18 protein-coding genes are annotated in these 26,525 nt (G+C 43.6%); 11 read left to right on the top strand and 7 right to left on the bottom strand.

The features are described from left to right. Positions 1–373 precede the first annotated feature (373 nt). The 3 genes from emrD to xthA all read left to right on the top strand — a co-directional run bounded on the left by emrD (position 374) and on the right by xthA (position 4,992). Complete coding sequence (emrD, locus tag L1D37_RS11085) at positions 374–1,579, top strand: multidrug efflux MFS transporter EmrD (protein WP_239847915.1); 1,206 nt, start codon at positions 374–376, stop codon at positions 1,577–1,579. 345 nt (positions 1,580–1,924) lie between these two features. Continuing rightward, entirely contained in the window at positions 1,925–4,015 is a 2,091-nt protein-coding gene (locus L1D37_RS11080; protein WP_239847926.1) for a S9 family peptidase, read from the top strand. Positions 4,016–4,185: 170 nt separating this feature from the next. Then, positions 4,186–4,992, top strand: a complete 807-nt coding sequence (gene xthA, locus L1D37_RS11075; protein WP_057621890.1) for an exodeoxyribonuclease III — start codon at positions 4,186–4,188, stop codon at positions 4,990–4,992. Between the two features lie 121 nt (positions 4,993–5,113). On the opposite strand, the gene L1D37_RS11070 is transcribed toward xthA, so the two are convergent. The 5 genes from L1D37_RS11070 to L1D37_RS11050 form a co-directional block, all read right to left on the bottom strand. Then, entirely contained in the window at positions 5,114–7,966 is a 2,853-nt protein-coding gene (locus tag L1D37_RS11070) for an ImpA family metalloprotease (protein ID WP_239847914.1), read from the bottom strand. Between the two features lie 219 nt (positions 7,967–8,185). Further along, positions 8,186–8,863 carry an ABC transporter permease gene (locus L1D37_RS11065; protein WP_239847913.1) on the bottom strand — a complete coding sequence of 226 codons (678 nt, stop codon included), beginning with the start codon at positions 8,861–8,863 and terminating at the stop codon, positions 8,186–8,188. Positions 8,864–8,865: 2 nt separating this feature from the next. Next, complete coding sequence (locus L1D37_RS11060) at positions 8,866–9,606, bottom strand: ABC transporter permease (protein WP_017630433.1); 741 nt, start codon at positions 9,604–9,606, stop codon at positions 8,866–8,868. A 79-nt stretch (positions 9,607–9,685) separates the two neighbouring features. After that, on the bottom strand, positions 9,686–10,456 hold the full coding sequence (locus L1D37_RS11055) for an ABC transporter substrate-binding protein (protein WP_010437364.1): 771 nt from the start codon (positions 10,454–10,456) through the stop codon (positions 9,686–9,688). A 136-nt stretch (positions 10,457–10,592) separates the two neighbouring features. Beyond that, positions 10,593–11,363 carry an ABC transporter ATP-binding protein gene (locus L1D37_RS11050; protein WP_004736532.1) on the bottom strand — a complete coding sequence of 257 codons (771 nt, stop codon included), beginning with the start codon at positions 11,361–11,363 and terminating at the stop codon, positions 10,593–10,595. 792 nt (positions 11,364–12,155) lie between these two features. Here L1D37_RS11050 and L1D37_RS11045 point away from each other — a divergent pair. From L1D37_RS11045 to L1D37_RS11025, 5 genes are all read left to right on the top strand, one after another. Further along, the gene (locus tag L1D37_RS11045) at positions 12,156–13,697 is read left to right on the top strand and encodes a DUF3360 family protein (RefSeq protein ID WP_017630432.1); all 1,542 of its coding nucleotides are present in this window, start codon (positions 12,156–12,158) and stop codon (positions 13,695–13,697) included. Between the two features lie 307 nt (positions 13,698–14,004). Continuing rightward, positions 14,005–16,281 (top strand): formate C-acetyltransferase, encoded by a 2,277-nt coding sequence (gene pflB, locus L1D37_RS11040; RefSeq protein ID WP_017631244.1) that lies wholly within the window; start codon positions 14,005–14,007, stop codon positions 16,279–16,281. A gap of 201 nt (positions 16,282–16,482) precedes the next feature. Next, positions 16,483–17,484 carry a lipid A deacylase LpxR family protein gene (locus L1D37_RS11035; RefSeq protein WP_239847912.1) on the top strand — a complete coding sequence of 334 codons (1,002 nt, stop codon included), beginning with the start codon at positions 16,483–16,485 and terminating at the stop codon, positions 17,482–17,484. 164 nt (positions 17,485–17,648) lie between these two features. Beyond that, entirely contained in the window at positions 17,649–18,389 is a 741-nt protein-coding gene (gene pflA, locus L1D37_RS11030) for a pyruvate formate lyase 1-activating protein (protein ID WP_017631242.1), read from the top strand. A gap of 221 nt (positions 18,390–18,610) precedes the next feature. Further along, positions 18,611–19,111: a YfbU family protein gene (locus L1D37_RS11025; protein ID WP_017631241.1), complete on the top strand. Its 501-nt coding sequence runs from the start codon at positions 18,611–18,613 to the stop codon at positions 19,109–19,111. A gap of 95 nt (positions 19,112–19,206) precedes the next feature. Here L1D37_RS11025 and L1D37_RS11020 read toward each other — a convergent pair whose 3' ends face one another. Beyond that, entirely contained in the window at positions 19,207–19,920 is a 714-nt protein-coding gene (locus L1D37_RS11020; RefSeq protein WP_239847925.1) for a MipA/OmpV family protein, read from the bottom strand. Between the two features lie 396 nt (positions 19,921–20,316). Here L1D37_RS11020 and L1D37_RS11015 point away from each other — a divergent pair, with 396 nt between their 5' ends. The 3 genes from L1D37_RS11015 (at position 20,317) to L1D37_RS11005 (ending at position 25,217) form a co-directional block, all read left to right on the top strand. Beyond that, positions 20,317–22,251: a PrkA family serine protein kinase gene (locus L1D37_RS11015; protein ID WP_017631239.1), complete on the top strand. Its 1,935-nt coding sequence runs from the start codon at positions 20,317–20,319 to the stop codon at positions 22,249–22,251. 120 nt (positions 22,252–22,371) lie between these two features. After that, positions 22,372–23,643 carry a YeaH/YhbH family protein gene (locus L1D37_RS11010; protein WP_048659698.1) on the top strand — a complete coding sequence of 424 codons (1,272 nt, stop codon included), beginning with the start codon at positions 22,372–22,374 and terminating at the stop codon, positions 23,641–23,643. 11 nt (positions 23,644–23,654) lie between these two features. Next, entirely contained in the window at positions 23,655–25,217 is a 1,563-nt protein-coding gene (locus L1D37_RS11005; protein ID WP_123283423.1) for a SpoVR family protein, read from the top strand. A 179-nt stretch (positions 25,218–25,396) separates the two neighbouring features. On the opposite strand, the gene sohB is transcribed toward L1D37_RS11005, so the two are convergent. After that, a complete protein-coding gene (sohB, locus tag L1D37_RS11000; RefSeq protein ID WP_239847911.1) occupies positions 25,397–26,464 on the bottom strand; it encodes a protease SohB in 1,068 nt (355 codons plus the stop codon). Between the last annotated feature and the right edge of the window lie 61 nt (positions 26,465–26,525).

Genomic DNA, 26,525 nt, shown 5'->3' with positions numbered 1-26,525 from the left:
CTGTGATTTCAAGAGCTTTGAGCTTGTCACGCCAAGTTAAACTATTGAAGCTAGAACGCCCAATTTGCAGTGTTCGCAACATAGAGAGATGTTTGAACTAACACTATTAATGGGAATATTGCTTTATCAAAAAGACATTTCAAAGAAGCCCATTCCCCACACTCTACATCTTTAATATACCGAAATTTGGATTACTTTTTCTAATCCAAGTTATAGATTTTTATCTTGATCAACTTCACATTTTTTGATTGCTAAGTCGTCAATCAAGCTCTAATATCTCGCGCCTAGATTCCCTGAATACTTTTATTCTTTTGGCTCTCCTTAATGGAGCGCTAAGGCTTTTTACGTCTTTAATTTTTGGAGAGATACGCAAATGTCTGCCTCGTTTCCATTAGCGAAACTTACCTTTTTAATCGCTATTCTGACAGCCGTAGGTCAAATGACTCAAACGATGTACGTGCCTTCTATCGGTCATATGGCGGGTGAGTTCTTGGTTTCTGCGTCTTCACTTCAAGCTGTGATGGCGTGCTACTTGATACCTTATGGTCTGTCGCAATTTGTTTACGGCCCGCTTTCTGATCGCCTAGGTCGTAAACCTATCATCGTTGCGGGTTTGATCATCTACATCATCGGTACTTTGGTGGCGTTGTTCGCTCATGAGTATCAATGGTTCCTAGTGGGTAGCTTTATCCAAGGTTTAGGCATAGGTTGTGGCGGTGCGATGTCTCGTACATTGACTCGTGACTGTTTTGAAGGTGCAGAGCTGCACCGCGCAAATAGCTTAATCAGCATGTGTGTGATTTTCTCACCATTAATGGCGCCTGTTTTAGGTGGTTACCTAACAGAAGCTTTCGGTTGGCGTTCTAGCTACTTGTTCCTCGCGCTATTTGGTATCGCTGTTGTGATCACCATGATGACGAGCATGATGGAAACTCTACCAAAAGAACGACGCAAAAACGAATCGGTTGTAAACAGCTACAAATTCGTTCTGTCTGATAAACGCTTCCAAGGTTTCTTACTAGTATTAGTAGCAACGTTTGCGGGCGTCGCAGTATTTGAAGCCGCGGCTGGTGTACTACTTGGTGGTGTACTGGGTTTACCTGCAACCACAGTCAGCTTGTTGTTTGTTTTGCCTATTCCGGGCTACTTAGTGGGTGCAGGCCTATCTAGCTACATCGCACAACGTCGCTCTGAGCGCCGCGCACTGAATGTTGGCCTAGTGTCGATCTTAGTCGGCTCAGCCGTGGTACTGATACCAGGTCTGTTTGGTCAAACAACAGCACTAACTTTGATTGGCGGTGCAACCATTTACTTCTTGGGAGCCGGTATCTTATTCCCGGCGGCTACAACAGGTGCACTTTCGCCATTCCCATACCACGCAGGTACAGGAGGCGCGATCTTAGGTGGTATGCAGAACCTAGGTGCTGGTATCGCAACACTATTGGCATCGTTCTTCCCTGCTCAAGACCAGCTTCCACTCGGTTGTTTGATGATTGCAATGTCATTTATCGTGATGCTTGGTTTACGTTGGGTCAATCGTAAACCTGACCACTCAAACGAGATGCCACTGGCTATCTAAAGCAAACTCGAATCCTACTCAAATACAGAAAAGGGACATACTGAAAAGTGTGTCCCTTTTTGTTATCCGTTTCCACTTACCCACGTCTATCATCAATTTCATTTAACATTACTTTGCTTTTTTAAAAACAATAACAGACACTTACGTTGAAAGTGCATATCCAGAATCCAATTATAAATAACATCACTGGAAGAAAACCAAGATACCTAGGCTCTGATAACAAAGGATGCTGGCATTAAAACGAGTAAGGTGCACACTAAGGATATACAGATGCGTTTCGCTTTAACCACATTAGCCGTATCGGTCGCGCTTGTCGCCGGATGCAGCAATAAAGGAATAACAACCATGAAACACTACTCTCCATCGCAACTCGTCGCTCAGCAGACACAAGCTCCTGTTGCTAAGAAAGTCCCTCATGCAATGACGATTCATGGTGATACTCGAATCGATAATTACTACTGGATGCGTGATGATGAACGCCAAGACCCAGAGATCTTGCAGCATCTTGAACAAGAGAACCAGTACGCAGAGACCGTGCTGGAGCATACAGAATCAACACAAAAACAGTTATTTGAAGAGATCAAAGGCCGAATCGCGAAAGACGACAATTCAGTACCGGTTCGCAAAGGCAGCTACTACTACTCGAATAAAGTAACAGGTGACAACGAATACCCAGTTCACTTGCGTGAAAAAGACTTTTTAGGCACAGACAAACAAGTCATCTTAGACGTTAATGAACTAGCAAAAGAACATGAATTCTTCAGTATTGGTGGCCTAACAATCAGCCCAGACGAAAACTTGTTGGCCTATGGCGAAGATACCCTGAGTCGCCGTATTTACACCATCAAGATTAAAGACCTAACGACTGGTGAATACCTAAACGACGAAATTGAAGGTGCTTCGAGTGCTATCGCGTGGCAAAACGATAACCAAGCCTTTTACTACATCAAGAAAGATCCACAAACGCTGCTAGGTTACCAAGTTTACCGCCACGTTTTAGGCACCCCTCAAACTAGCGATGAGTTAATCTACGAAGAGAACGACAGCGCTTACTACACCTCATTGAGCAAAAGCAAAGATGGTGAAGAGGTCTACATTTGGCACTCGAGCACAGAAACCAGTGGTGTTTCAGTCATTGATGCCAACAATCCACAGGCTAAAGCCGAAGCTTTTTACCCAAAAGAGACTGGAATTGAGTACAGCATCGCTAAACTGGGTGATTGGTATTACATCTACACCAACTACCAAGCGGTCAACTTCCGTTTGATGAAAGTCGCAGCGAAAGACATGCATGACCGCTCAAAATGGGTCGATGTCATTGCTGCAGACGATAACACTCAGCTTGTTGATTTCGAGTTATTTGACGACCATCTTGTTTACGAGCAACGTGCAGATGGCTTGTCTACAGTCACAGTTCGCCAACTCTCAACAGGTAAAGAGTTCCCGCTCAAATTTAACGACACCGCTTTCGCCGCTTACTTAACGAGTAACTATGAGTTAGATAACTCAAAAGTTCGAATCTATTACAGCAGCTTGACTACGCCAGGAACTTATTATGATTTCGACCTAAGTACGGGTGAGTCTGAAATCAAGAAGCAAACACCAGTATTAGGTGATTTCGAAGCGGATAACTACCAATCAGAGCGAATCATGGTTACGGCTCGCGATGGCAAGCAAGTACCTGTCTCTTTGGTGTATCGCAAAGATTTATTCAAAAAAGACGGTACTAACCCAATTTACCAATACGGCTACGGCTCTTACGGTTCAACCATTGAACCGACCTTCAGCTCGACTCGTCTCAGCCTGCTTGATAGAGGCTTCGTTTTTGCAATCGCTCACATCCGCGGTTCAGAAATGCTAGGTCGACCTTGGTATGAAGACGGCAAAAAGCTGACCAAGCAAAACACGTTCAATGACTTTATCGATGTAACTAAGGGACTAGTTGAAGAAGGTTATGGCGCTAAAGACAAAGTATTTGCTGTAGGCGGTTCAGCCGGCGGTCTATTAATGGGAGCTATCATCAACCAAGCGCCTGAATTGTACAGAGGCATTGGAGCACATGTTCCGTTTGTTGACGTAGTAACAACCATGCTTGACGAGTCGATCCCTCTTACGACTAACGAATACGACGAATGGGGCAACCCTAACAATAAAACCTACTATGACTACATGCTGAGTTACTCACCATACGACAACATTAAGGTAAAAAACTACCCGAACATGTTGGTGACAACAGGCCTACATGATTCACAAGTGCAATACTTTGAACCAATGAAGTGGGTGGCGAAACTGCGTGAAATGAAAACAGACAACAATGTACTGGTGTTCAAAACCGATATGGAAGCCGGACACGGTGGCGCTTCTGGTCGATTTAAGCGATTAAAAGAAGATGCTCTTGAATACGCCTTCTTTTTAGACTTACTAAAAACTCAGTAGACTCAGCGTAACTGTAGGTATTCACACAATTTAACGTCGCCATTTAGTCTCGACAAAATGGCGACAGGAATTATTAAGCATGGTTAAATACAATGAACCATGAAATCCACCACATCAAAAAATCTTTGAAAACTCGCAGTGACAAAGGTTTACGAGAGGTATAAAAACAAATGAAAGTAATTAGCTTCAACATCAACGGCCTAAGAGCCCGCCTTCATCAACTGCAAGCTGTTATCGACAAACACCAACCGGACGTAATTGGTCTGCAAGAGATAAAAGTACACGATGAAGCCTTCCCTATTGCTGATGTTGAAGCAATGGGCTACAAGGTCTACTTTCACGGCCAAAAAGCACACTACGGTGTGGCTATGCTGTGTAAGCAAGAGCCAATCTCGGTTCAGAAAGGTTTTCCAACCGACAATGAAGACCATCAAAAGCGTATGATTATGGCGACGTTTGAAGATGAAAACGGTGAAAAGGTTACAGTACTAAATGGTTACTTCCCTCAAGGGGATAACATCAAGCATGAAACCAAATACCCGTACAAGCGTGAGTTCTACAAAGACTTGATGACTTACCTAAACGATTACCACAATAAAGATGAACAAGTGATCGTAATGGGCGACATTAATATCAGCCCAATTGATGCTGACATCGGCATTGGTGAACCTAATGCAAAACGTTGGCTGAAGACCGGTAAGTGTTCATTCCAACCAGAAGAACGTGAATGGCTAAAAACTCTGATGGATTGGGGTTTTGTGGATAGCTTCCGTTTACTGCACCCTGAAGTTAACGATCAATACTCGTGGTTTGATTACCGCTCAAAAGGTTTCGTGGATAACCGCGGACTGCGTATTGATGTAGTCCTAGCAACTCAGAAACTTGCTGATAAATGTACTGAAGCTGGCATCGACTATGAGCTACGCGGTATCGAAAAACCGTCTGATCACGCCCCAATTTGGTCGACGTTTAAGTAATTAGCTCATTTAACTAGTTTTTTGTTTAACTGCTTAAAAAAAGAAAGGAGAGTTGGGATTACCATCTCTCCTTTTTTGTATCGATCTTTTATTGGTTAATCATATTGGCGATATTGATTCATTAAAGTGGCCAAACAGCACTTCCATCCACATCCACTGGATACTTCGCAAAGTCATCCAAGCAATAGCCAGTATTCTCAGATGCAAAATACTTGAGAGGCATAGTAGTCAAATTCAAGCTTTCAACTTGTTGTTTCGCCTTATTCTCAAAGCTAAAGCCCCACATATCCAAGTACGCTCGCATATCTCGTTGAGTGACATAGCTCATCGAGATCAATTGCCAATCATCACTAGAGATAGCTTTTGCCTCTTCAAGTGTGTAATCAGAGAAACCTATCGAGCCTCGATTTGCACTCCATAATTCTTCTGATTTGGCCAAACGATTAAACTCTCGCTCTATCGTATGCAAACGCCCCAGTAAGTGCCAACCCGTTGTCAAAATCCCCTGCTCTTGTGCCAACATCATCATCTGGATATAGATGCGTGCACCCCAACTCCAATTCGCTTGGTTCTGAGTAGCCATATAAGCATTCGGGTCGATTTCCAAACGACTCTGTTTAAGTATCTCAAATTGACCTTTAAAGTCTAAACCTTGGCAAGCGGATATTTTTCCTGTCTCTTGGTAATAACGAGACTTACTGTAATAGGAGTAGTAGTTCGTTGTTGAGTGACCTTCCCAACCAGAGAAACGAAAGCGACTCTTCTCAAGCCCATGCCCTAATTCATGTAGATCACCATGCCCTAGAGGATCAAAAGACCAATAAGCATCGTAAGGGTTTCCTGAACAACCGTAACCACAGTTCGCTTGGTCGGCGTTCATATGCTTCACAATATCAATGGTTTCAACCTGCCAACCCTGATTTTTTGCGTATTGCTGAATTTCATCAATGACATCAATTCCAGGGCCTTCAAAACCAGCAAGCGCATGAGGTAAGTTATGAACGTAACGCTCTGTTGCTAATGCCATATCTTGTGGCTTATCCCATCGCGCAGGGCTTACTGAATCCTGCATTTTTTCTAGCTTTGAGTGAACTTCAAATCCCGGAGTAATCAGCTCGGCCCAATCAAAGTTTCCTTCCTCAAGCTGTGCAACAAAACTGTCGTTGTCTACCTCACTGCGCCAAACGGGGTGTTGCGCGACATTTTCAAAACGCAGCTCCACATCAATATCATTGGTATCAAAATGAACCTGTAATGTTCCACCATAGGCTGAAGTGAGATAAATCGTCTCTCCCGTTTTCACTGGGTAGGTTACCGAGGTTAAAAATTTTGGCCGAGCGTAACCGTCATTGCCCGAAAACTCGTGTGTCGCGCCGCTACGCAATGTATTAAATGCAATAGACGTAGCCACATCGTTATTGTCTAAGCGAGTCACCTTGATTGTCTTACCCGGCAAGGCATACACACCAGCGGATCGGAAGTTTCTTTTAGACTCCAAGGCAATGGTTTTAGAGACGAGCGGTACATTCTCAAAACTCTTGGTACTAAAGTTCCCTAGACTTGGTTGCGCCGCGTTATAAAGTCGACTGTTGTATGTTGCGTAATCACTGTAATAAGAACGAAGAAAATCAATCCTCTCTGTCACGCCTTTACCCATTGGGTACTGAACATCTTGACGGTAATGGTCAGCAAGTAGCAGTAACAGCTTTTCATATTCGTAATCATCCGTTGTAAACAGATCCACTTTCTTACTATCAAGCGATGTTAGATGGGAACGAATACTGTTTGCTGCAATATAGAACTCTTCATCCATATTGGATTCATCAGGGCAAGATTTATCATCACAGGTATTCAGGTCCGCAGTGAAGCTATCGTCTTTCAATCTCTGTAAAAGTGCTTGTTGTTGAACAATGTTATCCGGAACCTGATTAATAAGTTGTGTAGAATCCCAATTAGACAGGCCGAGCTTGCGCCAATAGTTATCACCAACGTAAGTCATGTGCATTTCAGCGAACAAGGCATTACCTAAGTCCGTCATACCACCATCAAGATGCAGGTATAACACAGGAATATTGTTGCTGAACGCGAGGCGTACGCCCTTAAGAACATCGTCTATGCTATCGCCAGCATTAAGCTTTTGAGACACGATCAACAAATCAGGGTTATTAGCTTCAAGACACTGGCTTAACTGGCTGCCATCACAAGTGTTGTCTGCGTTGATAGCCATAGAAGCGTTAACATTGTCGGTTAACCAGTTTCGTGTCGCTTGGTCATCAGGAAAGTAATGAGACTGATCAAGCTGAGCTAACACGATATTCTGGGGCGCATCAGTACCCGAAACCCAAGTAACCAAATTCTTCAGCCAAGTGTTCATCTCTTCATTAACAGAATCAGGGAAACGTTGCTTCGTTCTAAATGGGTTACTCGCTAATGCTGCATAGCGACTGTTGTCTGATGTATAGCCAGCAATACCTATCACTAACTCTTGATCATGATATCCATCAATCATCGCTTTATTAGTTTTTAAGATGACATCATTAAAGCCATAGGTAGGTAAGATAATTGCTGTGTCATGGGTTGGATCCCAATGAAGATTGCGTAACGGCTTCCCATCTGAGCTTTGAGATAAAGCTTGTTTAATCAGATTGTAATCCGAGTTGTATCGAGTTACTAAAGCTTGGCTAGCTTCAATAAATTCATTAGAGTCAGTTACATACGAGGCATCGCCCGTGGACAATGCCTTTTGTACAGCTGTTTGTGGAGTAGGAGTAATATCAGGGTCACCGCTTCCGTCACCTCCGCTCCCTTCCCCACCAGAACCACCAGAACCACCAGAACCACCAGAACCACCAGAACCACCAGAACCACCAGAACCAGTTTGGGCACTTTCACCGCCGCTACCACCTCCGCATCCTAAAAGTGATAGGGCGATAACACAAAGAACCAAATTGGATAGTAAGTTACTCTTTTTCATCATTATTCCATACAACAACAAAATTTCACCGAGTCTATCTATAGTTAAATCTAAAGCAATTATTCTAATGAATGTGTAAGCACAATTTGAAGCAAGTTAACTGTTTTGAAAAATCGATAGCTATCCAAGGTGAATCTATCCAAAGCCATCACTGAGTTTTCTTGTGATACAAAAAACGGCGCTATTAAAGCGCCGTTTTGTTAACTATGTAAAATGCAATTAGCTAAGTGGTCTTAGGTAAGCAAGGAAACGTTTCTCTGCGAATTTGAAAATCGCGATGATGATAAACGTTAGCGCCATGTAGAACAGGCCTGCTGTTAAGAAAGACTCGAATGGAGCGTAGTAACGTGAGTTAACCAAACGCGCTGCACCTGTTAAGTCCATAATCGTTACGATACCCGCAACGGCTGAACCGTGAAGCATGAAGATAACTTCATTACTGTAGGCTGGCAGTGCGCGACGTAGAGCGCTTGGTAAAATGATACGACGGTAAGTCTTCGGTGTACTCATGCCATAAGCTTTTGCTGCTTCCACTTCACCTTTCGGTAAGCCATTAATCGCACCGCGAATGATCTCAGCGGTATAAGCTGACGTGTTCAGAATGAATGCCACCAAAGCACAAAACCATGCGTTTTCCCATAATGTGTCTTTCACAGGGAAGAATTGGTCCATACCGTAGTAAATCAGGTACAGCTGAACCAGTAATGGCGTACCACGGAAGAAATAGATGAATGACCAAGCCGGAGCATTAATCAGCATATTCGGACTGTTGCGAGCGATCGCTAATGGTATGGCGACGAGTAAGCCAATGATCAAAGCGACGCAAACCATCCAAGCCGTTGTCCATAAACCACCAAGGTAAATCGGCAGGCTTTCAATTATCAATGAAAAGTCCATAACTACCTCGCGTGGATACTGAATTTACGTTCAACCAGCTTAAGTAAGCCCGTCGAAACACTGGTGAAGAATAAGAAGATAATCGCCACTGTCATGTAGAAAGTGAATGGCATTTTGGTTGAACCCGCCGCCAGTGCGCTGACACGTACCATGTCTTCTAGGCCAATAATCGAAACCAGCGCGGTGGTTTTAAGTAATACCAGCCAGTTGTTACCAAAACCCGGTAATGCATGACGAATCATCTGTGGCAATAGAATACGACGGAACGCTAGTACAGGTCCCATACCATAAGCTTTTGCCGCTTCCATCTCACCGCTGTCAACTGCCATGATGGCACCGCGGAATGTTTCTGCCATGTAAGCGCCAAAAATGAAGCCTATGGTTAAGACACCAGCAACAAATGGGCTGACGTCAATGTAATCAGGTAGGTAAGAGGTCCATTCGTGGTTAGGATCACTTGACGTGAACCACTCGTTGAGCCACTCATTGATGGAATACAAACTGTTGTTTAAAAGGATTTGTCCACCAAAGAAAATCAGCATCATCAGTACGAGATCTGGAATGCCTCGAATGACGGTTGTGTAGAGGGTTGCAATAGCACGAGCCCAGCGATAAGGCGCGAGTTTTGCTAAGGCACCTAGCATACCAAGAACCATAGCTAAAATTAGCGACAGCAAGGCAACTTCGATTGTGAGCACCGCCCCTTTCAGGATCGACGCTTCATATCCTTGTAAATCAAACATAATGGATTCCAACAGAACTGCGAAAAAGTTGGTAAGACAGGGAGAGGAGAACCTCTCCCTTAAGAATTGACGCTAAAGATTACTGACCGTATACGTCGTAGTTGAAGTACTTAGCCGCGATATCTTGATAGATGCCTTTTTCACGTAGTGAAAGGATTGCCGCATCCAATTGCTTAGTCAGATCTTTGTCTTGCTTACGTAGAGCAATACCAAAACCTTCACCGAACCACTTAGGATCAGTTAGTGATGGACCAACGAATTCGTAGTCTTCACCACCCGCTTTGTTTAATACGCCTTCTTCTAGAGCAGATGCATCACCTAGTACAGCAGCAACACGACCGTTTGCTAGATCAAGGTAAGCTTCGTCGAATGAACCGTAACGAACGATCTCCACAGTGTCGCCGTAGTTGTCTGTTAGGTATTTATCGTGAGTTGTTGCACGTTGAACGGCAATTTTTTGACCACTTAGATCATCAAAGTTAAGGCCGGCACCTTTCTTAGCGATGAACTTGTTTGGGATAAGTGCGTATTTACCAGTGAAGTCGATTTTTTTCTTACGCTCTTCCGTGATAGACATTGCCGCAATGATCGCATCATATTTACGAGCAAGTAGAGAAGGAATAATACCATCCCAGTCTTGTGCAACGATCTTACACTGCACCTGCATTTCAGTACAAAGCGCGTTAGCCATATCGACATCGAAGCCTTTCAGTGAACCGTCAGCTTCTGTCCAGCTAAATGGAGGGTAAGCACCTTCAATACCAAAGCGTACTGTTTTCCATTCTTTTGCTTGAGCTACGCCCGTTGCAGCAGTTGCAGCAAGTGCCGCGACTAATAACCACTTTTTCATATCCCTACTCCTGTGATTTAGGTTTTTATGTTTTGCTAGTTTTAATATTGTGTTTGTTGTTGCTTATTAACTTACTTGTTGTGTTTTATTGTTCACACCGTCGCTGTTTACCTTGGCAACGGCGTTTCAATTCTGATTAGTAAATCGATGAGATAAATTGTTGTAAACGTTCAGATTCAGGTTCCGTAAACAGTTTAGCTGGATCGCCCTGTTCTTCCACTAAGCCTTGATGCAGGAACATCACATGGTTTGATACGTCACGAGCAAAAGCCATTTCATGTGTTACCACAAGCATGGTTCTTCCCTCTTCTGCTAGATCGCGCATTACACCAAGTACTTCCCCTACTAACTCAGGGTCAAGTGCTGATGTTGGTTCATCAAACAGCATCACTTCAGGATCAACGGCTAGCGCTCGAGCAATTGCCGCACGTTGTTGTTGTCCACCTGATAAATGACCTGGGTAGTAATCTTTGCGCTCATACAAGCCTACTTTTTTAAGTAGTAGTTCTGCATTTTCAATCGCTTGAGCTTTAGGTACACCTAATACGTGAACGGGGGCTTCGATAACATTTTCGAGAACGGTCAGGTGAGACCAAAGATTGAAGCCTTGAAAAACCATCGCTAAGCGAGAACGGATTCGCTGTACTTGTTTTTCATTGGCAGGAACAGATACGCCTTGGCGGTTGTTTTTCATTTGAATTAATTCGCCATTAACCCAAATCTCGCCTGCAGTTGGTGTCTCTAAAAGGTTGATACATCTAAGGAAAGTACTTTTACCCGATCCTGAAGATCCGATAATCGATACAACATCGCCTTTATGCGCAGAAAGTGAAATTCCCTTTAAAACTTCATTTTGACCAAACGTTTTGTGTAGATCCTTTATGTCCAGCGCTGGTACATCTTTCATGCGCTTTCTCTCCCAAGTTTGTGAAAATGCAAGGTACTCCGACCTTTTCATGCGATACAAACTAGCACCACACGAAACAACATGCAACAAATTATTAACCTAATAAATTGGAATAAATAGCGATTCACTCTGACTTATTATGCAAAAGGTAGCGTTTTCGCCTCAATTTAATGAATGAGTTCTATCAATAAGCTGTAATTACACCCCTTACATTGTTTAAATAAAGTTAACCAAAATGAGATTCCCGTAGCTTGATGTCTCACAAGAAAAACAAGTTTTGTGAACTTAGATAAGCCGAGACCTGCAAAATATAATCTGCACGCTCAACGCTACATACACACCATAAGACACAATTATTTTAAGGTTATTGCATTGTAAGCATTTCACTGGGAACAGTTGGGAAGCAAGTAATAGTGAAATAACTCAGTAAGAATTGAGTATTGAACTCGAGCCACGACGACAAAGGCTCGAAGAAGATAGGTAAACGTCAATTTGTGAAAACTAATTACACGATTCATCAATGGTACGTTAATGAATCGCTTCGTTTTGTAGCTTTCTTTCACATACACTCATAAAGTGATCAAGATCAATCACCCTAAAGGGTAAGCTTGTTAGACTCCTCAGCAAAGAATAAGGCATTAAAAATGCCAAACATTTCTTTTAACTTAGCTGCATAAAGCACATCAAAACCGTGCAACATAATGTTAATGAGTTATAACTAAGAAATAACGCAATTACGCGAAATTATAGAATTCAATTTTAGAATTACTAACATAAAAATATGAGGAATCTATGTCAGACGTTGTGAATAATGCGAACTCTGAAGTAGAAGAGAAAAGCTATAAAGAGCTACACCGTCCTGCTTCTGAATTTGAGAGCCGCTCAGATTATCTAGATCACGAGCTTCAAATCATGAAGCCTCGCCGCTTCGGCCTAAACCTTCCTGGTCGTGACTTCCGCTTTGAACTTGAAGACCTTGTTCCTGCACTTGCTGGTACCATTGGTATCATCGCGATGTACTCTGCAGTAATGATGTCTTGGGCTGACGGCCTAACTCAAGCTTGGGATCACGTAAACCTAGGTAAAGAGTTTGCGATTGAAGTCGCTCGTGTAGAAATGCTTATCCCTGCTCTATTGTTCTGTATCCTAGCTTCTGGTTTCTTTAACCCTAAAGCAAACCTTGCCGGTAACCACGGCCCAATGATTCCTCTTATTGGTACCATCGCTCTAGCTGGTGCTCACCCTCTTGCATTGGCAATCCTTATCGGTGTCTTTGGTCTTATCCTAAGTTTCCTAAAAGGCGGCTCCAAGCTGGTTAACCTGACTTCTGAAGGTACCGCTGGTGGCTTGCTCATTTTCTTAGGCCTAACCGGTACAATGAGCCAAATCAACTCAATTCAAGAATGGGCGGTTGGTCTTCAATCTTCTACTGTTGAAGCGGGTAGCATGGGTTACGTTGGTTTAATCGTTCTTGCTATTACTATTGCTATTTACGCTTTCCTAGCAAAAGTGAACAAGCGTTGGTTGGCTATCCCAGTATGTGCATTCACAGGTCTTGCTATTGCATTAGTATTAGGCGCTGGCTTCGACATCGTATTCGAAACTGAAATGGGCATTCCAAACCTAAACCCAGTTTACTGGTGGGGTTCTACTTCTGAAGGTTGGATGCTTGGCTTGCCAAACGTTGAACACTTCATCGCATCTCTACCATTTGCAATCCTTGCTGTAGCAATGTGGTCACCTGACTTCCTAGGTCACCGTATCTTCCAAGAGCTTAACTACCCTAAAAAGTCTGAAAAAGTGCTTATGGACGTAGATGACACAATGACTATGTGTTCAGTTCGTCAAATGGTTGGTACTGCGGTTGGTGGTGGTAACATCACATCTTCTTGGGGTACTTACATGATCCCTGCAGCTATCGCGAAACGTCCAATTCCTGGCGGCGCAATCTTGCTTGGTTCTCTGTGTATTATTGTTGCGATTCTTGGTTTCCCAATGGACGTTGCAGTATGGCCACCAGTGATGCGTGTTGCGCTACTTGTAGGTGTATCTCTACCTCTACTTGAAGCGGGTATGCAAATGGTTAAGGATTCTAAAGATTCTCAAGCGGCTGGTATCTGTATCTTCGGTTCAGCGGTTGTTAACCCAGTACTAGCATGGGCATTGACTATGCTTCTAGATAACAATGGTCTAATTGGTGATAAAGAGCGTGCTAAGCGTCTATCATTTGTAGACAAAATTGTTATCCCAGTTGGTGTTTTAGTTATCTGTCTAGTAGCAATGCTTGCAGTTGGTATGCTAGAAAGCCAATATGGTCTAAAAGCTTGGCTATAATAGTCCTTACTACACAAAAGTAGTATTCGGATTAAAAAAAAGTTTGGGTGGCAACCCCTGCCACTCAAATTTTTTCAACTTTTTTTGGCATTTATTGATTTAGTTTAAGGTTTGCAGGAATTTTTTAGCGTAGTCTTGAATTCATAGAGTAAAGACAACATATAAAAAGTAGTGACAATATATATAACCATATGACGCTTATATGCTCATATATATTGTTATTAATAAGAGTGTACTACCCTTACGAGGGGCGCTGGCTCAACAGTGTTAATGTACGTATTTTTTCTACTAAAAAGGTAGGTATGTCATGGCAGAGCAATTTGCTAAAGCTTGGGAAGATTTTGCTGCAGGTGAGTGGCAAAGCGAAGTAAACGTTCGTGATTTCATTCAAAAGAACTACACGCCGTATGAAGGCGACGAGTCTTTCCTAGTTTCTGAGGGTACTGAAGCAACTAACAAGCTTTGGTCTTCGGTAATGGAAGGTATCAAACAGGAAAACGCAACTAAAGCACCTGTAGATTTCGATACTTCTGTTATCTCTACCATTACTGCTCACGATGCAGGTTACATTGAGAAAGATCTTGAGACTATCGTTGGTCTACAAACTGAGAAGCCACTAAAGCGTGCAATCATCCCTAACGGTGGTGTACGTATGGTTGAAGGTTCTTGTAAAGCATACGGTGAAACTCTTGACCCAATGGTTTCAAAAATCTACTCAGAATACCGCAAAACACACAATGCTGGCGTTTTCGATATCTACACTCCTGATATCCTAAAATGTCGTAAGTCTGGTGTTCTGACTGGTCTTCCTGATGCTTACGGCCGTGGTCGTATCATTGGTGACTACCGTCGTGTTGCACTTTACGGTATTGATTTCCTAATGAAAGACAAAGCTGCTCAATTCGCTTCTCTTCAAGAGCAGTTTGAAAACGGCGAAGATCTTTCTGCAACAATGCAACTGCGTGAAGAGATCTCTGAGCAACACCGTGCTCTGGGTCAAATCAAGCAAATGGCTGAGAAATACGGTTTCGATATCTCTGAGCCAGCTCAAACTGCTCAAGAAGCTATCCAGTGGACTTACTTCGGCTACCTAGCTGCTGTTAAATCTCAAAACGGTGCTGCAATGTCTCTAGGCCGTACTTCGAGCTTCCTAGACATCTACATCGAGCGTGATATCGCTGCTGGCAAGATCACTGAAGAACAAGCACAAGAAATGATCGACCACTTCGTAATGAAGCTGCGTATGGTTCGTTTCCTACGTACTCCTGAGTACGATGAGCTGTTCTCTGGCGACCCAATCTGGGCAACAGAGTCTATGGGTGGTATGGGCATCGACGGTCGTACGCTAGTAACGCGTTCGAACTTCCGTTTCCTAAACTCTCTATACACTATGGGTCCTTCTCCAGAGCCAAACATCACTGTTCTTTGGTCTGAGCAACTACCTGACGGCTTCAAGCGTTTCTGTGCGAAGGTATCTATCGATACTTCTTCTATCCAGTACGAAAATGATGACCTAATGCGTCCTGACCTAGAGTCTGATGATTACGCTATCGCTTGTTGTGTATCTCCAATGATCGTTGGTAAGCAAATGCAGTTCTTCGGTGCTCGTGCTAACCTGGCGAAAACAATGCTTTACGCAATCAACGGCGGTGTGGACGAGAAACTTAAGATGCAAGTTGGTCCTGTTTCAGACAAGATCACTGACGAAGTTCTTAACTACGATGACGTAATGGGTCGCCTAGACACATTCATGGACTGGTTAGCTAAGCAATACGTGACTGCACTAAACAGCATTCACTACATGCACGACAAGTACAGCTACGAAGCGTCTCTAATGGCTCTTCATGACCGTGACGTTCGTCGTACTATGGCTTGTGGTATCGCTGGTCTTTCTGTTGCTGCTGACTCACTGTCTGCAATTAAGTTTGCTAAAGTGAAGCCAATCCGTGATGAAGACGGTATCGCAACTGACTTCGAAATCGAAGGCGATTACCCTAAATACGGTAACAACGACTCTCGTGTAGATGATATCGCTTGTGAACTAGTTTCTACGTTCATGAACAAGATCCGTAAGCTTAAGACTTACCGTAACTCTATCCCTACACAGTCAGTTCTTACTATCACGTCTAACGTTGTATACGGTAAGAAAACTGGTAACACTCCAGACGGTCGTCGTGCTGGCGCTCCTTTCGCTCCTGGTGCAAACCCAATGCACGGTCGCGATGAGAAAGGTGCTGTAGCTTCACTAACGTCTGTAGGTAAACTACCGTTTGCTGACGCACAAGATGGTATCTCTTACACGTTCTCTATCGTGCCAAACGCACTAGGTAAAGAACTTGATAGCCAACGTGCTAACCTTGCAGGCCTAATGGATGGTTACTTCCACCACGAAGCTGGCATTGAAGGTGGTCAACACCTTAACGTTAACGTTCTTAACCGCGACACTCTAGAAGACGCAGTTAAGCACCCTGAGAAATACCCTCAGCTAACAATCCGTGTATCTGGTTACGCTGTTCGCTTTAACTCTCTAACTGCAGAGCAACAAGCTGACGTAATCGCACGTACATTTACTGAGTCTCTATAAGCCCACCGCTTAATAGACAGTAAATAATATTAGCCTCGCCAATGTGCGGGGCTTTTTTATATCCGTTGTAAATCGCACAAGCTTAACCCATCCCTCGAAGTGTTAGATTGAGCAAAAAAGCACCCTGCTATTCACTTTTTTTCCACAAATTCTGTCAAATTACGGTAATATCGCGGTTCATAATTTAAGAGTAACTGCTCCATGAAATACCTGCGTTGTTTACCCCTGATTCTTCTCTCTTTCTCATCTTTAGCATCTGAGCGTTCGACGCTGACTTTTGCTTTAGATAATGATGGTATTTTTGGTGTCGACCAAGACTATACCAACGGTCTATTTCTGGGTTACACATCATCAAGTATTACGCCATACAACTGGGTAAAACCACTGAGCCTTTCTTACTGGGGCGCAAGCTCTCTAGATAAGTGGGAGATTACCATTGGCCACAAGATGTATACGCCTTCAGATATCGAGTTGGAAACTCCATCTGCCAATGATCGTCCATACGCTGGTTACCTACACACAGAATTCAACTACATCAGCTTGAATCCACAGCAAGCTCAGCGTTTTAACATCACGTTTGGTACCACAGGTGAACGTGCGCTGTCTGAAGATGCTCAAAAGCTGGTTCACTCAATCACAAAATCAGATGAACCTATGGGCTGGGAATATCAAGTTGATGATGAGTGGGCGGGAAGCGTTGGTTACCTAAACCATTTCAACCTAATGCGTAATCAAGCACTAGCAAATACAGATTTCGAGATCTCTAACGTTTCAGAGATCAACGTCGGTAACTTTAGAAGTGACATTTCAACGGGCTTCATGTTCCGTTGGGGTACAGACCTAGGTGGTAACTTTGGTGCGGCGAACATCAGCACCGAAAATCCATTCAAAGCCGGTATGATCGGTGCATCAAACACAGGTTGGTTTACCTATGCAGGCCTTGAAGGTCGTTACCGATTTAACGATCTAACAATCGAAGGCGATCGCTCTGGTGTGGATGAGTACGCGAATAAAAATAATGAAGATCCTGCAATTTACGATGTGACATTAGAAAACGTTCAAGCAACCGCAGTACTAGGTGTAGCTTGGTATAACCAATACGTTGGTGCATCCTTCGCACTTACGGCAAAAACACCTGATTACAAAGAAGCAAAAGAGTCGCTGTACACCACTGGCGGCATCACAATGTTTGCGTTCTTCTAGCCACCAGCAAGGGCTTTCGTCCTTCACGGTTCAAGTTCAATAAGGGTAATCATCTTCACAGGTGATTGCCCTTATTTTTAAAGACCTCGTTACCATTTGACCCTATTTTATGTACCGTTTTTGTAATAAAATAAAGGGTATAAATTCCTCTACGAGAATAGCTCATGTCTACAACTGGTCGCATTCACTCATTCGAATCTTGTGGTACTGTCGATGGCCCTGGTATCCGCTTTATTGTGTTTCTTCAAGGCTGCTTAATGCGCTGTATGTACTGCCACAATCGCGATACATGGGATCTTCATGACGGAAAGGAAGTAACGGTCGAAGAGATCATTAACGAAGCTAAATCATACCGTCATTTCATGAAAGCTTCTGGCGGTGGTATCACCTGTTCAGGTGGCGAAGCGATGCTACAACCTGAGTTTGTTCGTGACTTTTTCCGCGCAGCTCAAGCTGAAGGCATTCACACTTGTCTTGATACTAATGGCTACATTCGTAAGCACACAGAAGTGGTTGATGAAGTTCTTGAAGCCTCTGATCTAGTGATGCTTGACCTTAAGCACATGCGAGACGAGATTCACCACGATTTCATTGGTGTATCAAACCGACGTACTCTGGATTTTGCACGCTACCTGCACAAAATCGGCAAGAAAACTTGGATTCGCTATGTGATTGTTCCTGGCTACACAGATACTGCTGAAGATGCACACCTTCTTGGTGAATTCATTAAAGATATGGACAACATCGAGAAAGTAGAACTGCTTCCATACCACAAGCTTGGTGCTCATAAATGGGAAGCGCTGGGTCACGACTATCCACTTGATGGTGTTAACCCACCAAGTAAAGAAAAAATGGATGAGATTGTCGCTGTTCTTAGTCAGTACCATTCAAACGTAAAATACTAATACCTACGGTTTTCAAAGCCTGTTTCAAACGCCTCAATTTCGATTGGGGCGTTTTCTTTTTCGAGCCAAACAATCCTTTCACTTTTCTTTACAACTTTTGTTTATCAATTCAAAAAATCATATTAAATCCGTGTTGAGATCATGTTTCCACTCGTAGGAATGCTGTTACTCTTACTGCAACAAAAGAATACAACATTTAGTTTTTTAGTGAGGCTCCTCCCATGGAAATGACCAATGCTCAGCGTCTAATTCTATCAAATCAATACTACCTAATGTCTCAAATGGATCCTGAGAACTCAGCTAAATACCAACGTCTACAAACGATTGTAGAACGTGGTTACGAACTCCAAATGCGCGAGCTTAACAAAGAATTTGGTTGTTTGACTGAAGCAGAATGTCGCGAAATTATCGACATCATGGAGATGTACCATGCAATGCAAGAGTCAAACAAAATGCTAGCAGAACAAGAGCGCGCTGAAGTTGATCAACGCCGCCTACAGTTCTTAGGTTTTGATATCGCTTCTGAAGCGCAAATCGTACACTACGTGCGTTTCCTTGTTGACTCTGAAGGTCTTTACCCTCAATTCGACAAAGCTGATCACCACTTCAATAGCCAAATGCCAATGCTAGACAAATACCGTCGCATGCTAACAACATGGCGCAACTGCCCTCGTCAATACCACCTATGTGCGACAGAGCTGTCTCAAATCTTTAGTGCTTAATGCATGAAAAGATAAGCCTTAATTTGGCTTATAAAGTTTCAAATAAAAAGGGTTACTCACATGAGTAACCCTTTTTTATATTCGCTTCTTGTTAACTAGAAAACGTAAGCAACCCCGACGTTGGCCGCCATATTAATCCCGCTTTCAAGGATTGGGCTGTTCTCGATATCACCTTCTAGGTTGGTGTAACGAACGCCGCCAGTCACTCGAACATTCGGCGTTACATGTAAGTAACCACCTAAACCAATAAAGTACTGGCCGTCCCAATCTGCATCAAACTCATTCAAGTTCGTTCTTGCTGCTTCTGCCGAGCTCACACCATACAAGTGATTATTCAAACACTCACTGTTATAAGCGTAACCAATAGATGGAGTAATCGCCCAACCATTGCGACGAATAGGAAGGCGCCACGCTGCTTCCGCATAAATGCCGTTGTGTTTAAAGCCTAGATCCGAACCCGCCGTCGCTTCAAACATACCCACCATAGTGATCACTTGATAGCTTACACCACCCAATACTGAAGCTTCACGCTCATCTAATTTTTGAATATCAACGTTATCAGAATCACCCGGCTTTAATGTTCTTGAATCGTACACCGCTCGAAAGACGATGTTTTGCGGTGAACCCGCAGGAAATAAACGATAGCCAGCACTGAAACCACGCATGAAAAAGTGCTCGCCTTCATAACCAATCATTGGAATAACTGCGCGGTTTGACGGCGTATCTTTATAAACAGCAGGAGAATAGGAAGCAGCCACACCCAATGACCATTGCGATATTTTTGCATGTGTGGCGGTCGCCATGAGCATTGCCGTTCCAACAAAGGCGATTTTTAACCAGAGACTCTTCACTATTTCTACCTATTTTTTAAGCGATTTTTGATAACGTCGCGCATTATATGGTATTTCATTCCAAAAAATCAATAAGGCTTCGTTATACATCCAATACGCATAAATCCACAGCAAGAATTGGAAAGCCTCCTAAAATCACAAAACAAACCGTCGATACCCCATGAATGTAAAATAATTCGATCCCTCCCGGCTCAAGTTGCCCATTGCTTTCGTTAGCCATTCAACACGCAAAATTGTAAATAAATACATAATTGTTAAGCAAAATTGTGGAAGCGGGTCTAACCTTAAAATGTAGGGAGAGCCTATTTTTCAATCGCTCGTCAGTTTTGACTGGTTAACAAGGGGAATGTGACTATGAGTATATTTGACCACTATCAATCACGTTATGAAGCAGCCAAGGAAGAAGAGCTGACACTGCAAGAGTTCTTGGCGCTGTGTAAAGACGATAAAAGTGCTTACGCTAACGCTGCGGAACGCTTACTTCTTGCCATCGGCGAACCGGAGGTCATTGACACCGCTCAAGACCCTCATCTCAGTCGTATTTTCTCGAACCGAGTCATATCTCGCTACCGTGAATTTGAAGATTTTTACGGCATGGAAGACGCGATTGAACAGATTGTTTCTTACCTAAAACATGCGGCTCAAGGCCTAGAAGAACGCAAACAGATCCTTTACTTACTTGGCCCTGTGGGCGGTGGTAAATCTTCGCTTGCTGAGAAACTCAAAGCCCTGATGCAAAAGCTACCAATTTATGTATTGTCTGCTGACGGTGAACGAAGCCCAGTAAACGATCACCCATTCTGTCTTTTCGATGTCAACGAAGACGGCGACTTACTTAAGAACGAATATGGCATTGAGAAACGCTACCTTCGCTCGATTATGTCTCCGTGGGCAGCGAAACGCCTACACGATTTTGGCGGCGATATTTCTAAATTCAAAGTCATCAAACTGCGCCCTTCTATTCTCGATCAAGTCGCGATCGCGAAAACAGAGCCAGGTGATGAAAACAACCAAGATATTTCATCTTTGGTCGGTAAAGTTGATATTCGTAAGCTTGAGCACTTCTCTCAAGATGACCCTGATGCCTACAGCTACTCTGGTGCGCTATGTAAAGCAAACCAAGGTCTGATGGAATTCGTGGAGATGTTCAAGGCACCGATCAAGGTATTGCACCCTCTACTAACAGCGACTCAAGAAGGTAACTTCAACGGTACTGAAGGGCTTTCTGCATTGCCATTCGACGGTATGATTCTGGCTCACTCGAACGAATCCGAGTGGCAGACCTTCCGTAACAACAAGAACAATGAAGCCTTCCTCGACCGTGTGTACATTGTAAAAGTCCCTTACTGTCTGCGTGTGTCTGAAGAAGTTAAGATCTACAAGAAACTGCTTGAGCACAGTGAGCTATCCCAAGCGCCTTGCTCACCAAGCACACTCGATCTGCTATCGCAATTCAGCATCCTGTCGAGACTGAAAGAGCCTGAAAATTCTTCTCTATTCTCTAAGATGCGTGTTTACGATGGTGAGACCCTTAAAGACACCGATCCAAAAGCGAAGAGCTACCAAGAGTACCGTGACTATGCGGGTGTTGACGAAGGCATGTCTGGTCTATCAACACGTTTCGCCTTTAAGATCTTGTCTCGTGTGTTCAACTTCGACCAAGCCGAAGTGGCTGCGAACCCAGTGCATCTGTTCTACGTGATTGAGCAGCAAATCGAACGTGAGCAATTCCCTCAAGAGACCGCTGAGAAGTACCTAGAGTTCTTGAAAGGATACCTAGTGCCACGCTACGTAGAGTTCATCGGTAAAGAAATTCAAACTGCATACCTAGAGTCTTACTCTGAGTACGGTCAGAATATCTTCGACCGCTATGTCACCTACGCTGACTTCTGGATTCAAGACCAAGAGTATCGCGATCCAGAAACAGGCCAGCTATTTGACCGTGCTTCTCTAAATGGTGAACTAGAGAAAATCGAGAAAACAGCCGGTATCAGTAACCCTAAAGACTTCCGAAATGAGATTGTGAACTTTGTGCTTCGTGCCAAAGCCAACAATAACGGTCAAAACCCGGTTTGGACGAGCTACGAGAAACTGCGCACTGTGATTGAGAAGAAAATGTTCTCTAACACAGAAGAGCTGCTTCCTGTTATTTCGTTCAATGCTAAGACCTCAACGGATGATCAGAAAAAACACGACGACTTCGTTGCTCGTATGATGGAAAAAGGCTACACCGAGAAACAAGTTAGACTGCTATCTGAGTGGTATCTAAGAGTTCGTAAATCCTCATAAACAAAACTGTATTGAGCTGCTCACGTGAGCAGCTCGTACAAAGCAATAACTCTTATATCCTAATAACTCTTATACCCTAATAAAAAGTAGGATCGTGACATCAGCTGAGAGGGAGTTCTTATGGCACAATTTATCGATCGGAGGCTCAATGGCAAGAATAAGAGTGCTGTAAACAGACAGCGATTCTTACGACGCCATAAAGAGCAAATCAAAGAATCTGTGGCCGATGCAGTCAACCGACGCTCAATCACCAACACTGAAACCGGTGAGGACGTCACTATTCCTCATAAAGACATCAAAGAGCCAAGCTTTCATCAAGGGCAAGGCGGCGTAAGAGAACGCGTTCACCCTGGTAATGATCAGTTCATCACTGGCGACAAAATTGAGCGCCCTAAAGGCGGCGGCCAAGGTGGTGGTTCCGGCCAAGGTGATGCAAGCCCTGATGGCGAAGGCCAAGATGAATTTACCTTCCAAATTTCAAAAGATGAGTACCTTGATATTCTCTTTGAAGATTTAGCTCTGCCTAATCTAGAGAAGAATCAGGTCAACAAAATCACCGAATGGAAAACCCACCGCTCTGGTTATCAAAGTGCGGGGATTCCATCCAACATCGCTATTGTTCGTTCACTGCAGCAATCTCTAGCTCGTAGAACCGCGATGACAGCAGGTAAAAAGCGTGAGCTTAACCTACTGATGGAGCAACTTGACCAAGTTAAAATGACGGAACCGGCACAACCATTCGAAGAGAGTCGCTTAAAAGAAGAGATTGCCGAGCTACGCAAAAAAATCGAAAACGTGCCATTCATTGATACCTTCGACTTACGTTTTAAAAACTATGAGAAGCGCCCTATTCCATCTAGCCAAGCGGTAATGTTCTGTTTGATGGATGTGTCCGGCTCAATGGACCAAGCGACCAAAGACATCGCAAAACGTTTCTACGTACTGCTTTATTTGTTCCTCAATCGTACCTACGAAAACGTCGATGTGGTGTTTATTCGTCACCATACTCAAGCAAAAGAAGTCGACGAGCATGAGTTCTTCTACTCACAAGAAACGGGCGGCACCATCGTTTCTAGTGCACTGAAATTAATGAAAGAAATTGTTGCAGACCGTTACCCAGCTAATGAGTGGAATATCTATGCGGCACAAGCTTCTGATGGTGATAACTGGGCTGATGACTCACCTCGCTGTAAAGAGCTGTTGGTCAACACGCTTCTGCCAACTTGTCAGTATTACTCTTATATCGAAATCACACGCCGCTCTCACCAAACACTTTGGCACGAGTATGAAAAGTTAGAAGCGAGCTTCGACAACTTCGCGATGAAAAACATAAAAACGGTGGATGATATCTTTCCTGTATTTAGAGAACTGTTCCAGAAAGAGACAGCGTAAGGGGGCTTGCCATGACAGCGAAATCAAACGTTGCAGAGAAAGACAAAGCTGCACAAAAGAAAAACGACAAGATGCTGCCTGATGGTCCAGATTGGACGTTCAACCTCTTAGAGCAATATCACGTGGAAATTAAGCGTGTCGCGCAGCATTACCGTTTAGACACTTACCCAAACCAGATTGAAGTGATTACCTCAGAGCAGATGATGGATGCCTACTCCAGTATCGGTATGCCCATCAATTATAATCACTGGTCGTTTGGTAAGAAATTCATTCAAACCGAACAAAACTACAAGCACGGCCAAATGGGCCTAGCGTACGAAATCGTGATCAATTCAGATCCTTGTATCGCTTATCTGATGGAAGAGAACACGGTAACGATGCAGGCACTAGTAATGGCGCACGCTTGTTACGGCCATAACTCCTTCTTTAAAGGCAACTACCTATTCCAAACTTGGACAGACGCAAGCTCCATCATCGATTACTTGCTGTTCGCTAAGAAGTACATTAGTGGTTGTGAAGAGAAATATGGTGTCGCTGAAGTCGAGCAGCTGCTTGATTCTTGCCATGCACTGATGAATTACGGCGTAGACAGATACAAACGTCCTGAAAAGATTTCCATTGCAGAAGAAACGGCAAGACAAGAAGAGCGTGAAGCTTATCTACAGTCTCAAGTGAACGAGCTTTGGAGAACGGTTCCTCAAAACAAAAGTAAGGAAGAAGAGACCAAAATCCGCTTCCCTAGCGAGCCTCAAGAAAATATTCTCTACTTTATTGAGAAGAACGCCCCACTGCTTGAGCCTTGGCAACGTGAGTGTGTTCGTATTGTTCGCAAGGTAAGCCAGTACTTCTATCCTCAGAAACAAACGCAAGTGATGAATGAAGGTTGGGCAACCTTCTGGCACTACACCATTCTGAACCATCTTTACGACGAAGGCTTGGTGAGCGACAAGTTCATCTTAGAGTTCCTGCACAGCCATACCAGTGTGGTCGCACAACCTGCTTACAACAGCCCTTACTTCAGCGGGATAAACCCTTACGCACTTGGCTTTGCAATGTTTAGAGACATTCGACGCATCTGTGAAGAGCCAACCGATGAAGACAAAGAGTGGTTCCCTGAACTCGCCGGAAGTGATTGGTTAGAGGCAGTGCACTTCGCAATGCACAACTTCAAAGATGAAAGCTTTATCAGCCAATACCTTTCTCCAAAAATCATTCGTGACTTTAAGCTATTTTCTGTGCTTGATGATGACCGAAAAAACACCATTGAAGTGAGTGCGATACACGATGATCCGGGCTATCGCTTGATTCGAGAGAAACTTGCAGCGCAATACAACCTCAGTAACCTTGAACCGAATATTCAGGTATTTAACGTTGATGTTCGTGGTGACCGTTCAATGACGCTGCAATATGTGCCTCATGACCGTATCCCGCTTGATAAAGGCTACGACGAAGTAATGAAGCATCTTTATCGCTTGTGGGGCTTTGACGTAATTCTTGAGGAACTCAAAGACACAGGTCACCGAGAAATCCTGACCACTTGTCCGAAACGCAATGATTATGGAGCCAAGATTTAATACCCATCATAGTAAGTAGATAATGGGTATAAAACTCCGCTCCCCCTACAACATAGTGGTCACCCGCTCGGAAGTGGAGCAATAAAAAAGCGCATAAGTCTGATGACTTATGCGCTTTCTTTTCAAGGCTTAAACGTCTTTTAATAGACGTGAGGCATTCGAACTAGAACTAAATAAGCTTAAACAACCGGCTTTTGACCGCGTTCAATCAGCTTCATTAGCACGCTGTCTGCAGATTTACCTGCCACGCCTGCTAATTTGTCTGACAGCTTTTTCTTCTGTACGTAGTGAATCGCTAGAACCGTCTTGTCTTTGCATGCTTCGACAACTAGGTCATCAGAAGTACGGATCTCATCCACCAGCCCAAGTTCATGTGCTTGCGTACCAAACCAGTGCTCACCCGTTGCAACCTTATCAAGGTCTAGTGCTGGGCGGTGATCACGAATGAAGTCTTTGAATAAACCATGTGTCTCTTCTAACTCTTCTTTGAATTTCTCACGTGCTTTATCGCTGTTCTCACCAAACATAGTTAGGGTACGCTTGTACTCACCCGCTGTTAACTGTTCAAACTCAATGTCGTGCTTTTTAAGCAGTTTGTTGAAATTTGGCAGTTGAGCGATAACGCCAATAGAGCCAACGATAGCGAAAGGTGCCGACACAATTTTGTCTGCGATACATGCCATCATGTAACCGCCACTTGCTGCTACTTTATCTACCGAGATAGTCAAAGGCAGGCCAGCCGCTTTGATACGATCAAGTTGAGAAGATGCCAAGCCATAGCCGTGAACCATGCCACCGCCAGATTCAAGCTTAAGCAATACTTCATCGCCTTCACGAGCGACAGCTAGAACCGCCGTTACCTCTTCACGTAATGAAGCCACTTCTTTCGCATCAATGCTGCCGTTAAAATCAAGAACGAATAGGTGTGGTTCACGCTTGCTATCAAGCTCACCCTCTTTCGCTGCTTTCTTCACTTCTTTACCGCGTGATTTTACTTTCTCTTTTTCCGCTTTCTTTTCTGCTTTATCACGGGCTTTGATGAAAGCATCATCGTGTAGATGGTGCTCTAATTGTTCGATCGTCTGTTTATGGTGTTCAGATAGGTTCGTGATTTCCAGCTCACCTTTAATCGCGCTTGATTTTCCACCCACAGATTTAGCAATGACTAAAATTGCAATGATGGCGATTACAACGGTCGCAATCTTGGCTAAAAACAAGCCGTAGTCCAACAAAAATTCCAATGTCATATCCCCTATTGTATGAATTAGTGTATTGTAACCATCTTGTCACGATTACCAAGAATTTCTC

The sequence above is a fragment of the Vibrio sp. Isolate33 genome, assembly GCF_022397895.1.
Taxonomy (GTDB): Bacteria; Pseudomonadota; Gammaproteobacteria; order Enterobacterales; family Vibrionaceae; genus Vibrio; species Vibrio pomeroyi.
Note: the sequence above shows the minus strand (reverse complement) of the source record. Positions and strands in the feature narration are given on the sequence as shown.